The 15024-nt window shown below is 42.1% G+C and carries 10 protein-coding genes and 1 other RNA gene; 2 read left to right on the forward strand and 9 right to left on the reverse strand.

What is annotated here, in order from left to right; translation table 11 throughout:
* Positions 1 to 36 precede the first annotated feature (36 nt).
* The 5 genes from L3V41_RS10960 to L3V41_RS10980 all read right to left on the reverse strand — a co-directional run bounded on the left by L3V41_RS10960 (position 37) and on the right by L3V41_RS10980 (position 9065).
* A complete protein-coding gene (locus tag L3V41_RS10960; protein WP_237127725.1) occupies positions 37 to 2580 on the reverse strand; it encodes a family 20 glycosylhydrolase in 2544 nt (847 codons plus the stop codon).
* A complete protein-coding gene (locus L3V41_RS10965; protein ID WP_062570358.1) occupies positions 2577 to 3452 on the reverse strand; it encodes an ROK family protein in 876 nt (291 codons plus the stop codon). The genes L3V41_RS10960 and L3V41_RS10965 overlap by 4 nt, the downstream gene beginning before the upstream one ends.
* A 23-nt stretch (positions 3453 to 3475) precedes the next feature.
* Positions 3476 to 4723: an MFS transporter gene (locus tag L3V41_RS10970; RefSeq protein WP_237127726.1), complete on the reverse strand. Its 1248-nt coding sequence runs from the start codon at positions 4721 to 4723 to the stop codon at positions 3476 to 3478.
* Positions 4724 to 4872: 149 nt separating this feature from the next.
* Entirely contained in the window at positions 4873 to 6393 is a 1521-nt protein-coding gene (locus tag L3V41_RS10975) for a tryptophan halogenase family protein (RefSeq protein ID WP_237127727.1), read from the reverse strand.
* Positions 6394 to 6428: 35 nt separating this feature from the next.
* Positions 6429 to 9065, reverse strand: coding sequence for a TonB-dependent receptor (locus tag L3V41_RS10980; RefSeq protein WP_237127728.1), 2637 nt, complete (start codon positions 9063 to 9065; stop codon positions 6429 to 6431).
* A gap of 251 nt (positions 9066 to 9316) precedes the next feature.
* Here L3V41_RS10980 and L3V41_RS10985 point away from each other — a divergent pair, with 251 nt between their 5' ends.
* The gene (locus L3V41_RS10985) at positions 9317 to 10186 is read left to right on the forward strand and encodes an AraC family transcriptional regulator (RefSeq protein ID WP_062570355.1); all 870 of its coding nucleotides are present in this window, start codon (positions 9317 to 9319) and stop codon (positions 10184 to 10186) included.
* Here the strand turns inward: L3V41_RS10985 and L3V41_RS10990 are convergent, their stop codons facing one another.
* Genes L3V41_RS10990 through L3V41_RS11005 form a run of 4 tightly spaced genes read right to left on the reverse strand, consistent with a single transcriptional unit; the run spans position 10187 to position 14449 of the window.
* Positions 10187 to 11353, reverse strand: a complete 1167-nt coding sequence (locus tag L3V41_RS10990; protein WP_062570354.1) for an FAD-dependent monooxygenase — start codon at positions 11351 to 11353, stop codon at positions 10187 to 10189.
* Positions 11350 to 12531 (reverse strand): 2-octaprenyl-6-methoxyphenyl hydroxylase, encoded by a 1182-nt coding sequence (ubiH, locus tag L3V41_RS10995; RefSeq protein WP_237127729.1) that lies wholly within the window; start codon positions 12529 to 12531, stop codon positions 11350 to 11352. The genes L3V41_RS10990 and ubiH overlap by 4 nt, the downstream gene beginning before the upstream one ends.
* An 8-nt stretch (positions 12532 to 12539) precedes the next feature.
* Positions 12540 to 13865, reverse strand: coding sequence for a Xaa-Pro aminopeptidase (gene pepP / locus L3V41_RS11000; RefSeq protein ID WP_237127730.1), 1326 nt, complete (start codon positions 13863 to 13865; stop codon positions 12540 to 12542).
* A 20-nt stretch (positions 13866 to 13885) separates the two neighbouring features.
* On the reverse strand, positions 13886 to 14449 hold the full coding sequence (locus tag L3V41_RS11005; protein ID WP_062570351.1) for a UPF0149 family protein: 564 nt from the start codon (positions 14447 to 14449) through the stop codon (positions 13886 to 13888).
* A gap of 194 nt (positions 14450 to 14643) precedes the next feature.
* On the opposite strand from L3V41_RS11005, the gene ssrS reads away from it, so the two are divergent.
* Positions 14644 to 14827, forward strand: a non-coding RNA gene (gene ssrS / locus L3V41_RS11010) — 6S RNA.
* Positions 14828 to 15024: the final 197 nt, after the last annotated feature.

The raw sequence follows: 15024 nt of genomic DNA on the forward strand, positions 1-15024 counted from the left end.
GCTAATTGCGGCTTTAAAAATCGACAGTGCTTTGATTTAATTAGTTAGTTTTAAAGCACGACCTGCCCTTTCATTATTGATACTCTTCGCTCTTACTTTGACAGCTTGCAAAGGTTTATTATGGCTATCGTAACGATGCCAATTTCCTAACTTATCTTGATACTCGACAGCAATATTTGGATAGGGAACAAACGCATCAATGCCACTGTCCGTCTTTTTGGCTGCCACTGTGGGAATACGATAAAAGCGCCCTGCTTGCTCAAGCTTGGCAAGCTCTTTAAACCCGACAAGAGCTGCAAAGTGTTGCCAGTCTTGCTCTTTTTGTTGCTGCATGGCTAGAGTGAACTGTTGAGTTTTATGGCTATAAATAGCGCCTTCGTTTTTATAATCAAGTTCCCACTCAGCTTTGTGCCATGCTCGCTCGGCAAGCGCAAACAAGCGAGGGTACATCATGTATTCAGCTTGTTGATCGCTTCGTAATAGTTCAGACCATAAATGTCCTTGAATACCGTATGCATCCGCCGTTCTTGCTGATTGGCTATCATCGGCGACGTAGGTTTGATGCTTTACAGAGCGCCAAATTTGCGCGTGTGCGGGTAAGTTATCCGGCATAAAAGAGAAGACTTTTTTACTGTCTATGGCACGACTTGCCCAATGATTTCCTCTTTCTTGTGGGTGTGACTGATAAGGAAAATCAAAATAGGTAACATCAGGGCTGGTCACAACGACTTTCCAACCATTGTTTATGTGGTTATGCGCGACTTTGTGACCTTCGTCACTTAATGTTGCCCATGCGTAGGAATACACATTACTGGGCATATTATTTACATTCACATCACTTAAACCATCGCTCCACCCCGCCACATTTAAGCCTTTATCGGCAACGAGCTTAGCTATTCTTTCAATAAAGTAACCATTAAACGAGTGTATCTTGGTTTTTTGCTGTAATGCGATACAGCTTGGTGATTGTAACCAAGCTCCAGCTGTTTCATCGGCACCAATATGGTATGTGTTTAAAGGCACACCCGCTTCTTTATGAAGTGTAATAACCTCGTCTAAGATTTTATCGATAAAGTCATAGGTTGTATCAAGGCATACATTCAGCGTGTTGTCTTTGTAATGTTGGATAGAGCTATATGCAGTAGTGTCTTCAGGCTCGGTAAGTCGATATTGCTTTGCAAGGGCTGGTTTATTTAATGCCATAAAATGATTAAAACGTGCCTCCATTGCAACAACTGCTGCTCGAGAGTGCCCTGGCATATCAAATGAGGGGATCACCTCAACAAAATGTTTTTTAGCATGCTGTAAAATTTCAATATAGTCAGCGCGACTAAAATAGCCATTTATGCCAGAGTTAGCATTTATGCCTGCACCAAGCTGAGGTAGCAGGCAAGTTTGCTCTGTTAAATCAAAACACCTATTTGCTCCTACAGAAGTTAGTTCAGGAAGACCCGCAATCTGCAAACGCCAGCCTTCGTCATCAGCTAAGTGTAAATGAAGCTTATTTAATTTATACGCAGCCATTTGCTCTATCGTATTTAAAATAAATGCCTTTGATCTAAAATTACGGGCCACATCGATATGCATGCCTCTGTATTCATACCTAGCGCCGTCTGTAACTTTCAGCTCGGGTAAGGTTAAATCATCTAAGCTTATTAAGGCAGCAAGACTTTGTAAGGCATAAAAAGCACCCCTTGTATTGTTTGCATTTATTGTTATGGCGTTATGACGTAAGGTAAGTTCATACGCATCAGGTAACTGAGACGTTAATTGCTGCGATACATTAATCACAATCCCCTCTTTCGATTGTGGTACTCCTAACTTGGCTAGTCGCTCTAATGCCGGTATGAGAGCAATATAATGCGACTTTTTAGCTACGACATTTATGCCTTTGCTTAAATCAATACGCGAGCTTGAAAGCTGTTCAAGCTTTATAGGTGAAGGGATTAACCCTAACGGAGCTGTTTTAAATATCGGTTTTGTGTAGCTATCATAAAGATAATTTGCGCCCATCCAAGGCGTTTCATCGTCATCGCTCACTTGTAGTTGTGCGTCAGTAGTGAAAGGTTGCAAGTACGGCTGTAGCTCAAGTTGTGTTTCATTATCGACAGATGTTTTAGTACTGGCAATAACCTTACTATCAAGCCCTGGTGCAGCGAGTATAAAGTTAGGTAAAAATTCTGAACGAGTAATTTGCGACTCTTGGCTATAAAACTGTACTGCAAAAGCGGTATTTGCCGGCATATCTTTAAATGCTTGTTTAGCCGAAATACGATGAATATCACCATTGATATGTTCAATATCAAACCACTTCGAATCGACCTTATAAACAGGCATTAATTGGCTAAAGTAAATGTGCCACTGTTGTGGGTCAATATCAGTGCTAGAGGTAAATGTAAGCGCTGATAAATAACATTGCTTTTCATGTGGCGCTGGGCAGTTTACGGGGTTTGCATCTACCAACTGATAGTTTACTTGTAGACTCTCCGCTAAACGATTTAACTCTGTTTGAGTCGCACTTTGGGCTGAATGCGTCAGCAATAGCAACCCTGTTATAACCAATAAAATAACCTTGTTCATGATGCTTGTTCCAATAAATTCGTTTCAGATGCAGCAAGTTGAAATAACTCATAACCACCGAGTAATGGCGCATTGTCACCAAGCTCACTAATGGTAATTTGCAGCGACTGCATAATAATGGGCTGCACCAGTAAGGCGAGTTCCGATTTAAGCGCTGGCATAAATAGCGCGTGGGATTGAGCAACAGACCCACCCAACACAACTTTATCTGGGTTAAAGGCAAGTATTACCTGATTAATGGCATGCGCAAGATGCTGCCCTAGCTGCGTAAATAAACGCAATGATTGGGTGTCGCCGTTAAGTGCGTGGTTGTAAGCTGCACGACCTGTGGTTTGTTGATTTTTAAAAAACTGCCCAGATGTGTAGTCTTCGATAATGCCATCTAAATAGGGAAAACTACCAAACTCGCCTGCCGCAGAATGCTTTCCTGTGTATAGTTGCTCATTTAAAATAAGTCCTGCCCCCAACCCAGTGCCAATGCAGACACCAACAAGATTATCGTCTGGGTTTACCTGAGAATATTTATACTCCCCCATCGCAAAGCAATTTGCATCGTTATGGATCAGAACCGGTAAGTTAAAACGATTCTCTAATAATGTTTTTAAAGGAACATCATACCAATGGGGAATATTGATCGTTTCAATAACCACACCTGTCGGCTGTAACACCATGCTTGGCACGCCGACAACGATGCCTTTGCAATGTTTTTCTATCACGTGATCAATAATGCGATACAAAAATTGATTCATCTGCTGCTTAGTTAAATGGCTATCAACGTCAAAGTAATGTTTTTCCTTAACCCCTTGCTCATCAACTTGAGCAACCAGTGCTTTAGTTCCGCCTAAATCTACGCATAAAATGGTGTCTGACATCTCAGCCTCTACTCTAAATTTATTTAAATCGACGTTTGCGCGTTACGCTTAAAAATATTAATGGTGTGATTATTAACAAGTGGCTTGGCCCATATTCCCACACTGAATAAGTAAACCAGTGGAATAAGCACAATCAATAGAGCCAACTGCAAGCTATTAGTCTGGTCGCTAATCAAACCGATGGTTGGCGATGCAAGCGCTCCACCGATAATCCCTGTACATAAAACACCTGACACAGCTCCATGCCCATATGACACTGAGTTCAGGGCAAGAGAAAATATTACGGACCACATAATAGATAAGAAAAATCCAACCGCAGGAAAAGCCATCACTGCAACCTCTTTACTACCGAATATTGCAGCAATAAAGCAGGCACTGGCAGCAACACTAAAACCTTGTAATACACGTTTAGCGTTGAACAGTTTCAATAATACAATCCCCAATAAACAGCCTAATGTGAGTGCTAACCAAAAATGGCTGACGACTTGTGCGCCTTGAGTTTGTGGATCGATTTGATGATATCTTTCTAGAAAAACTGAAATTGAATTCGCAACGCCTTGTTCAATAGCCACATAAGCAGCAATAGCAAAAAAGAACTTAATCACAGTGCGGTCTTTTAAAAGCGCTAAGCTGTCTTTGAGATGTAACGTTTCGCTGTTGTCGTCGGCCTTTTTCGCCATAGGTACAAGTGATACAGCAACCAACATCACGGCACATACCAAAGCAAAGATTAAATACATACTGAGCCAACTCATATTCTCTGGCACCCACTGTAGTAACCAACTCTTCTCACCTCTGTTGGCAGAGCCCGCTATGTGGCTATACACTAATGGAGAAATGCTCGCAGCGAGGCCAAACATTAATTGAGCGGCTACCGATAACACCGCAAAGTTATGTGCACCACCACTGGCTCTGAGTAATGGGTTAATAGCAACTTGCAGCATCGCCATTGCACAACCAATCAAAAATAGCGCGAGCATAGCAACAAAAAAGGTCGGCATAGTTACAAAAATAACACTGCCAATCAGCGCTAATAAAAACGCTAGCTGCATGATTTTCTTTTCACCAAATTGCTGCACCAACAAGCCCGCGGGAATTGACATCACGCCGTATGCAATAAAAAAAGCAAATGCAAAGAAACCAGCTAGTGCCAAGCCTATGTCATAGCTTTCGATTAATGCCGGAAACAAAGGTGCCAGCAAGTTAGTGATAAAAGAGATAGTAAAAAATGTAAAAAGTAACAAAGTTACTAATAAGTAATTAATTTTCATTGTTATATACCTAAATTAAGCAGAGTGGTGATTGCATTTGCTTGTGGGCGGACAAACAAAATGATCCAAGGGGTGGTAATCACCACTCTTAATTCTTAGTGTGCTTAAAAAATTAAAGCCATGTGACATTTATCAAGCGATTACTAATACTATTCAAAGTTGTTTTGCCGCATTGCCTTAAGCTGCATTATGTGCGGTTCGAAGTGCTTGCTACATAACGACTCTAAATAGGCATGAGCGGCTAAATCGATCTCTTGTTGAGCGCTTTCAGTGGGGGCATTTAACGCGCTATCTCTATAGTCCATACCTGCCAGTAAGCTGTACCAACTCGGCCTTGAGTAAACGCTTTCTGGGTATTGATGATATAAATAAGCATCAAAATCATCGCCGTTTCGCCATGCTGCTAACAATGGCTCTAACCTAGTTGGTATCTCGGTAGTCTGTGTTACAGCACGCCAATAAGCGCTATCACGACGCTTTGATGTTGCATAATGTGCACAAATATAATCTTTAATCCCATTCACTAAATAATGAAGCTGTTGATTGGTGTGTAGTCTTAGTTTTTCAGTTTGTGTAGGACTTGTTTGTATTTTTGATATAGCCTCACTCAGCCACAAAATGGATTGCTGGGTAACCATCAGTGATGTCGCCTCAAGAGGTTCGATAAAGCTCTGTGCTAAGCCTATTGCCATGACATTTTTTTGCCATGCAGAAGAGCGTGCCCCTACTTTCATGGACACATGTCTGAATTCAACGTCATTCACTGAAATATTAAGCGTTGCTGCAAGCTCTTGCTCTGCCTGCTGTTTTGAGAGAAAAGCCGAGCTATAAACATAGCCTGTGCCAATGCGTGAGGTTAAAGGAATTTGCCAAAGCCAACCTGCACTCAACGCAGTTGAATGTGTCGCAGCTGGTAGCGGCTGATTCATATTTTGTGGGCACGCTACAGTTACAGCGCTGTCATTTAATAGCTGTTCTGTAAAAGGTTGAAACCTACAGCCGAGTGTTTCACCAATTAAGAGCGCGTTAAAACCACTTGCATCAATATAAAAATCAGCATTAACCGGTGCTGAGTGTTTTAGTTTTAGGTTGCTTATTTCATCTTGAGCATTTGTTGTTGCTGCAACAAATTCATCATCAATATGTGTAACATCACGCTCGATTGCATAGCACTTTAGAATATGAGCTAACTTTTTGGCATCAAAATGATAACCATAGTGCTGCTCACGCACCATCGGGCTCTTGGCTTTCGGGCTTAACGCGTTTTTTGCAAGATGTCCTGTTAAAAAATAACTATCGGGGCCACACCACTGCTCATGACCGCGACGTCTTGCATTGGCATTTACAAAAAATACCTCCGCGGTATTGATATCCATCTCACTATAAAAGGGATGAAAATAAGCACGGTGATCACCATTCCAATTTTTAAAGTAAATACCCGCTTTAAATGTCGCATCGCAATGAGGCATCCACTGCTGTTCTGCAATACCCAGCTGTTGCATAAACTGTTTTAGATGAGGTGTAGATCCTTCTCCTACGCCAATAGCACCGATTTTACTCGACTCAATCAGGGTAATATCCAGATCAGTGTGGAATTTACTTAGGTAAGCAGCACACATCCAACCGGCTGTACCACCCCCTAAAATTGCTAACTTTTTAATTTCTTTCATAGGGTGTTTAGGCCGTATTACACGGCCTAACTCCATTAAAATTTATAGCTAACACTTAGATAGTAACGAGAACCAAATTCAATGGTATTTTGTGTAAGACCATAATTGGTGTCGTATGATTGGATAACCTCGTTGGTCAGGTTTACGCCTTCAAGGCTGACATCAAGGTTTTCCATCGCATGCCAAATGATTGAAGCATCAATTTGCTGATAATCATCGTTTTTCACAGCTTGGGCCGCACCAACACCAATCCACTCGCTGCGCCAGTTGTACGCAAGTCGAGTGCTGATGTAAGCATTTTCATAAAACAATGATGCATTGAAGCTATTTTCCGACACCCCTGGCACCATTTCTTTGGTGTTATCAGGGGTATTGGTTTCGCTATCAACGTAAGTGTAATTGGTTATAAAGCCAATCCCATTATCAAAGCTATGCTGAAGCTGTAGCTCTAAACCTGTTACTTCACCGTCACCATTACTACGCGGTCTGGTCACACGGCATTGATCATAAAGATCTGAGCTCGCACCACAGCCATCAACGGTTTCAACGGCTTCTGTTGAGAAGACAACATTCTCAATCTGTTTAGTAAATAACGCTGCTGAAAACATTGATGCGTCTGTGAAGTAATACTCTATGCCTAAATCAGCTTGATCAGCCTCATACGGTTTTAAATCTGGATTACCCCCTGTTGCATTACCAAAGTTTTCATTAATAGCTAAACCAGGTTTTAAATCACTGTAGTTGGTACGCGCCATTACCTGCGATGCTGCCGCACGAATAATAATGTTGTCTGTTAAATCATAGGCAAAGTTAATGCTTGGTAAGAAGTTATCGTAATCGATGGTTTCTTCAAACTGCTGACCTGTTGCAAAACCTTGTGATGTTTGTTCTGTTTCAACATAGCGCACCCCCATATTACCGCGATAGTTTTCACCGCTGAAATCGGCTTTTACGTACACAGCAATCATATCTTCATCAACCGAGAAGGTATTACCTAGATTTGCAACTTCAGTGAGCGCACCGGCTTTATATTTATCTGAAATAAATGCCCACCATTTGTCGGTATCAAGATAGGCATATGAATCAAGTGTGTGGCCTGAAGATTGTGAGTGTAGGCCTGTAAAAACACCGCCACTCCAGTTTGCAAAATTACTGTCTGGCACAAAACCAATTATTTCATCGGGATTACGATTAAACGCGACCCGAGAAAACTCACTACGATTAAATTTAATACCGGTTTCAAGCGCAGTAAAAAATTGGCCGTCTAGGATAAATTCAAGATCTAATTGCGCATAGCTCACTTCATGCTCTTGAACTGTGGTTTCATAGTTAGCTTCTTGTGCATGCTTAAGCTGCGAAGCATCTGTCGCATCAAGTGATGTTAACCATACTTGGTAGGGTCCTGTTGCATCATAGGTAAACCCCCCATCGGTACTATTTTGTCCATCAGGAAATGCCGGATCACCAATTTTATCGCCTTCATCTGTTGCGGGGATCCACCAAGAAGATGCACCAAACTGAGTACCACCATCGGATGTCGACTGACCAATAACCCCTGATAAAGTAAAGCTATCGCCAACATATTTACCCGATAGGTTTAATACATCAGCCTTCATGTTAACGGCATTACGCACCACAGGGTTGTATATAATAGATGCATACCCAGGCTCGATTGTTGCCTGCTCTGTTCCCCCTAATGAATTATTAACAACATTAGATGAGCCCATACCACGCGCACTGACTGTTAAAAAGTTATGGTTTACATGCGGGTTATCGAATTCAAAACGAAAATAATCAACGACAAACTCTGTATTATCGATTGGTGTAAACTGTGCCGTGAGTTGCGCACTTGTTCTCTCACGCTCTGCTTTAAATGCTTGCGAGCCAATACTCCACGCACCTACCGTTGATTGTTGATTTGCACTTTGATCTTCTGCGAAGTACTCGTAGTAGCCACCTATGGACTCTAATACATGACGACCAGATGTTAACTGTTCATATGAATAGGCTGCTAGCACACCAAATTTTTCGTTATCGTCTTTCCAACTGAATAGCACAGAACCGCCAGGATCCGTTTCATCATACAGCGAGCTTCTTGCCAGCTCAGCCGACACCATGAGCGTATTTTTATCAAGGTCTAAAGGCTTACGCGTTGTTAAGTTAACCGTGCCGCCTAGAGCACCTTCTTCAATATTTGCTTCAGGCGTTTTGAACACTTCAACAGCAGATACTTGCTCAGCCGATAATAGCTCCATATTGAAAGTACGTGTGGCAGGGCCTAAATCATACCAAGATGTACTTGCCACTGTTTGTCCATTTAATAACACACGTGACTGCTCAGGTGCTGTACCACGGATTGTCACGCCACTTACTTCGCCGTATTGACGGTCAACAGTTACCCCTGAAATACGTTGCAGTGCATCACCAATATTTTTATCAGGAAACTTACCAATATCTTCTGCGGTGATAGCATCGACAACACCGTCGGCAAATCGTTTGGTATTCATGGATGCTTCTAATGAGCGGCGAATGCCTCTTACTTCGATGGTTTCGATGTCGTCTTTAGCATCAATCTCTTGAGCATAACTTGTTGTTGGTGCGCTAAATAATGTTGAAGTACAGATTGCCAATATGCTTAGTCGAAATGGTGCTTTGGTGTGTTTAATCTTCATTCCTAGTCCCTATTTATTGTTATAAAAGCGGCACTAGGTTATCCCGTTAACCTTACGTTAAGAGGTACAATTCTTACCTGTTCTAGTATTTTTCTATCAATTAATGCCTATTTATGACGAAAATTTAAACCATGATAATAAATAAGAATAAGCTTGGAGTAGGTTAATACCAAAAGGTAATAGAATAGTATCACTATCAATCTTAACATTTGCTCAAATAAGGAAATTAAAAATAATAATAGGCTGATTCAATGCGTGCAATGTGCGAAAAAGTGATCCCCAATACAAACTCATCGTGGCGATACTGTAAATATCAGCTTGATTACATTCCATTTAATTGGCATTACCATCCGGAATTTGAAGTCTGTTTAACACTGAATAGCCAAGGTGTATGTCATATTGGTGATTATATTGCGCCTTATGACGAGTTAGATTTAGTTTTACTCGGCCCTGATTTACCCCACACATGGCAATCAACACCCAATCAGGATCAGAGCAACCAAATTGTTCATGTTGCACAAATCCCCAAGCAATGGTTATTTCAACTGATTGATAGCCACCCTGAGCTACACTCCCTAGAAGGATTACTCCTAGACTCTTATCAAGGATTAAAATTTTCAAAAGCATGTGCTCGACACGCTAAATCATACTTTGAAGAAATTGAACTCAGTGAGCCGTTTGAGCAATATTTAGGACTATTAAAATTACTAAGACTTATGAGCCAAGATAACAGTGCCTTGTCGTTATCAAGCTCTGGGTTTCGATATACCGACAGAACAGATCCTAGCAAAGATAAGTTTGATAAAGTAATTGAGTATATCTACCAATACTACACAGAGCCATTATACGCAGATCAACTCGCTAAAATGGCACATATGAGTACAAATCATTTTCATCGTTTTTTTAAAAAACGAATGGAGCGAACGCTCACTGAGTTTATTAATCAGCTTAGAATTGGTAAGGCATGCAAGTTACTTATTAATACTAATCGTTCTATCACAGCAATTAGCGATCAGTGCGGATTTAAAAACGCATCAAACTTTAATCGACGGTTTTTAACATTAAAAGGCTCGACACCGAGCCAATTTAGAAAACGTTTGAAACAAAAATCGCTAATATAGTTATTTGCCAATGGCCTCTTTGGCAAATAAGTGCTTAATTGGCCCAAGGTTGTCTACAAGGCTTAAACCAACGCCACGGACGAGTTTTTTCAGTGGGTTAGCCCCTGCAAATAGCTCTTTTAAGCCTTGCATCATAGCAATGTGCTTTTGTGCATCAAGCTTACGAGTACGTTCATAATCACGCAGCGTGCGTGCACTTGCAAACTCGCCTTGCTCATTACTTAAAAGGGTAATTAAATAAGCGGCGTCTTTTAGGCCAAGGTTCATACCTAAACCAGCTAATGGGTGAATGGTATGTGCTGCATCGCCCATTAATACCACGTTGCCCGACACCCACTGCTGGGCATAACGCATCTTAAGCGGAAACGCTATGCGCTCACTTTGCACTTCACATAAACCGCATTGGCCATCGAGGGCTGCCATAACCGCTTTATTAAAGTTGCTATCATCAAGCGCTAAAAGTGTGTCGCAATGCTCTGGGCTTGTTGACCAGACAATTGAGTGAGTGTGTTTATCTGGCAAGGGTAAGAACGCCAGCGGCCCTGTTGGCAAAAACACTTGGCGTGCCGTGTTGTTATGCTCATCAGCAGTTTTCACCGTGGCGACAATGGCGTGATGGTCATAATCTTTAAAGGTAATTGGCATGTTGAACTGCTTGCGAATAGCCGAGTTAGCCCCATCAGCCGCCACTAATAATTTAGCAATCACAGGCTCGCCACTTTCAAGGGTAATAAACACATCAGAGTCAGTTTGATGAATTTGCTGATAACGGGTTTCGAACAGTAAAGTGGCATTACTTTGCTTTTCAAGTTCGCTAATTAAAGCATAGCGAATAATGTCGTTTTCAACGATATGACCTAGCTGTGGTAAGTCGAGATCGTTATGATCAAAATGAATTTTACCAAAGCTGTCTTGATCACGTACATCCATCGACGTATACGGTGTAGCACGGTGTTTAATGATCTCTGGCCAAACATTTAAAGACTCGAGTAAGCCCTGACTAGCTAGGCTTAACGCGCTCACGCGAAGTGCGTAATCATCACCCGGTAAGGTTTGATTTTTACTCGCGTCAATCACCACAACGCTGATATCTGCTTTTGCTAAACCTAGTGCTAGCGTAAGGCCAACACAGCCACCACCGACAATACAAACTTGTGCTTGTTTCATATCCGTTTACCTTGCTTAACCTGACCCATAAGCTGTTTTGCCAGCGGGGTTTTTAACGAGGAGAATAAATCCATTGAGAAAAGGCCAATGCTGCGACCAAGCGCGAGCAATCGTGATGAGTTTGAGAACAAACGCACTAGGCTGTCTGTGAGTGTCATCACGGTAGTAATATCTTTACTGCGAGTTTGACTGTAATAACGGGTAAAGGCGTAATCACCAAGGTCGCTTCTATTAGCCATATCACACAATAATTGCACATCACGCAGGCCTAAATTAAAGCCCTGCCCGGCAATTGGGTGAATAGCGTGGCCTGCATTACCAATTAATACTGTGCGGTGGCTGCTCAGTGATTCTGCTTTACCGTACACAAGCGGGTAGCTTGCACGCATACCCACTTTGCTAAATGAACCGCCGCAGTAACCAAATGCTTTTTGTAACGCAGCTAAAAAGGCATCGTCTTCAAGCGCCATAGTGTGCTCAACTTGCTCAGGCTCCATACACCACACCAACGAGTATCGATTATTACTCATTGGCAACAGTGCCATTGGGCCGTGCTCGGTAAAACGCTCAAAGGCATGATGATGATGACCACCAGCTACTTCGATGTTGGCAATAATCGCCGCTTGCTGATAAGCGCGGGTATTAAACTCAATATTAGCCAGTTTACGGCTTTGCGAATGAGCGCCATCGGCAATCACCACAAGCTTTGCGCTTAACTGCTCATCGGAGCTTAGCGTGACGTTGGCACAGTCGCTCTGGTATTCAAGTTTGGCGACTGTATCAGGGCAAAATAAACTGACGTCAGTACCTATGAGTTGCTGATGAAGACTACGCCCAAATGGATTCACTTCGACCACATAGCCAAGGGCATCATGGCCGTATTCTTGGCAATCAATATGTGTTTTACCAAAATGGCCACGATCAGATACGGTTACTTTTTCAATCGCTGCCGCAAATGGCGCTTGGCAATCAAAGGCATTGATTGATTTTAAGTACTGCACCGACTGCTGAGCCAGCGCAATGCTTCTATCATCAAAGCTTGGGTGATAGTCTGCGCTTACTTCATTTGCTTCAATTACAGCGATTGATAACTGCTTATTGCTCTGTTTTAGGCCCAGTGCACAACTTGCACCCGCCATTCCACCGCCGATAATGACAACATCAAACTGCTTTGCCACGCTTGCTCCTAGCCTTTATTTGCTTGCATCACTGCTTCAATGTCACGAATGGTTTTAGGAACCGAAATGGTCAGATTTTCATGGCCATCTTGAGTGACAAGTAAGTTATCTTCAATACGAATACCAATGCCTTTATATTGCTCCGGTGCTTTTGCATCTTCGCTAATATATAAACCCGGCTCGATAGTGAGCACCATGCCTGGCTCAAATACACGCTCTTTTTCATCAAGCTTATATTCGCCAACATCGTGAACATCTAACCCTAACCAGTGGCCAAGGCCATGCATGTAAAACGCTTTGCACGCTTGGTTTGCCATTAGCTCATCAAGCTCGCCCGTTAGAATGCCTAAATCAATGAGCCCTTGCGTCAGTACCGTCGAAGCCAATTCATTCGCTTTAGATAAGCTACCACCCGGTTTTACTTGGCTAAATGCCGCTTCTTGAGCTGCTAATACAATATTGTAAAGCGCCGCTTGTGGATCGCTAAATTTGCCATTGATTGGGAAAGTGCGTGTGATATCTGCCGCATAACCTTCAAGTTCACAGCCAGAATCGATTAACACTAAATCACCATCTTTTAGCTCAGCGTCATTTTGTGTGTAGTGCAAAATATTGGCGTTGTCGCCACTGCCGACAATCGTGCCATAAGCAGGATGACGAGCACCATTCATTGCGTAATGATGATGAAGCTCTGCTTCTAATTGGTATTCAGTTGCGCCAGGTTTGGCAAATTGCATAGCGCGAATATGACCTTGTGCACTAATTTCGCACGCTGCGCGCATAATGTTTAATTCTGCGTCAGATTTAAACAAACGCATTTCGTGCACTAAGCCGCGAATATCTTTGATGGTATGCGGAGCTTTGTAACCTTTTTTAGGTGCGCCGCGAAGTGTGCTTAATATATCCCAAACCTTTGCATCAAAGTTTGCATAAGTGCCTTGTGCATAAAATAAAATCTGCTGGCCGTTCACCAAATCTAATAATTGTTCATCTAGTTCAGTAAGTGGACAAGTTGCGTCGAATAAGTACTCAGATTTAGCCTTTTCGAAGCCTATTCTGCGACCATGCCAAATTTCAGCCAGCTTGTCTTTGTTACGGCAAATTAGGGTACTTGGTGTATCGCTCGAAGGACACAGTACTAAAACCGCATCCGGTTCGTTAAACCCTGTTAGGTAGAAAAAATCACTGTCTTGGCGAAATGCATACTCAGTATCACGACTACGTGTTACTTCTCCTGCCGCAGGAATAATAGCCACGCTGTTTTTATCCATCATCGCAAGTAAGCGCTCACGACGGGCTTTAAATTCAGCTTTATCGATTGCAATTGACGACATACTAAACCTCTGTAATTTGATTAGTGAAGGGTCTTCTTAGGGTTTTTGTCTGCGGGCTCTTTACCTAGCTCAGCAAAACATAACAGCGCAGAAACACGCACATACTCGATCACTTCGTGCAGAGCTTGGCTGTCTTCTTCAGTCTCTTCAAATAGGGTGTCTAGGCGGGTAATTTCACTAAAGTCGCTGATCACTTCTTTCACATCCGCTGATAACTTGCCGTAATCTTTTTGTTTTAAACCAAAACCAAGCATAAAACCCGATACCCAAGATACTAAGCCATTGGCTAAATCGATCAGTGTTTCGTCGTCGCTTGGTAAGAATAGGTCAAACTGAAATTCTTCATCGCTAAAGCTGGCAACAACCTGAGAATACACATCAGCAAAAAATGCTTTTAAATCTTTATTGAAGGCTAAGCCATCGTTGAATACATCGCTTAATAAACCTAAGTATTCGTCGGCTTCAATATTGATGCCACAGGCTAATAAACCACTGATCACACCATGGGCTTCGGCTGGTGCGACAAAAATTTCATTTTTTTCTAATAACAATTGGGCTTGTTGGTAATCAGGTAACGTGCTCATAACTTTTTCTTTGTTCGGCTAAGTAACGCCATGCTACCACTCGATAAATCGCAACTCCAATTAATTGTATGATTGAGGTCAAAAAGCAATCTGAAAAGTAAATAAGCAGTTAAAGGTGGGGAAAAACTACCCGAACGATCCGCTTTTTTTACTTCTATGGTTTAAGGATCGAAACTTGTCTTATATACTAAAGGTGTTCCCTAGGGTGCAGGAGCTTGGTTAAGTCCCTGAGCCGATAAATTTTATGTTAGGGTTTCTGTTCGTCTACTATTGTGCAAGCTCGGCATGTACCGAGAAGCCTACGGTAAACCGCAGATTCCCGCCCTGAAACCTCAAGGTTTCAGGACTGACACCGGGCACCGCATACTTGGGGAACACCTTTTCTTTTTTATCTATCAGATATCGAAATCTTCTCTGTAGTTTTTCGCTTTTACAATAACTAACTTATTCGCGCGAAATAAATTTCACGCCTACGGGTGAGCATTTCACTTTAACGATGTGTAGACACAATCTAATTTAACTTCTGGCGACTGATATCTAATAACTCTTATATTTTTCGGCGTTAAAACGTGGGA

Source organism: Pseudoalteromonas sp. L21, assembly GCF_021728035.1.
Classification (GTDB): domain Bacteria; phylum Pseudomonadota; class Gammaproteobacteria; order Enterobacterales; family Alteromonadaceae; genus Pseudoalteromonas; species Pseudoalteromonas arabiensis.

Coding starts and splice junctions, on each gene's coding strand:
- L3V41_RS10985 (WP_062570355.1), top strand. CDS start 9,317: ATGCGTGCAATGTGCGAAAAAGTGATCCCCAATACAAACTCATCGTGG.
- L3V41_RS10990 (WP_062570354.1), bottom strand. CDS start 11,353: ATGAAACAAGCACAAGTTTGTATTGTCGGTGGTGGCTGTGTTGGCCTT.
- L3V41_RS10970 (WP_237127726.1), bottom strand. CDS start 4,723: ATGAAAATTAATTACTTATTAGTAACTTTGTTACTTTTTACATTTTTT.
- L3V41_RS10980 (WP_237127728.1), bottom strand. CDS start 9,065: ATGAAGATTAAACACACCAAAGCACCATTTCGACTAAGCATATTGGCA.
- pepP (WP_237127730.1), bottom strand. CDS start 13,865: ATGTCGTCAATTGCAATCGATAAAGCTGAATTTAAAGCCCGTCGTGAG.
- L3V41_RS10965 (WP_062570358.1), bottom strand. CDS start 3,452: ATGTCAGACACCATTTTATGCGTAGATTTAGGCGGAACTAAAGCACTG.
- L3V41_RS11005 (WP_062570351.1), bottom strand. CDS start 14,449: ATGAGCACGTTACCTGATTACCAACAAGCCCAATTGTTATTAGAAAAA.
- L3V41_RS10960 (WP_237127725.1), bottom strand. CDS start 2,580: ATGAACAAGGTTATTTTATTGGTTATAACAGGGTTGCTATTGCTGACG.
- L3V41_RS10975 (WP_237127727.1), bottom strand. CDS start 6,393: ATGAAAGAAATTAAAAAGTTAGCAATTTTAGGGGGTGGTACAGCCGGT.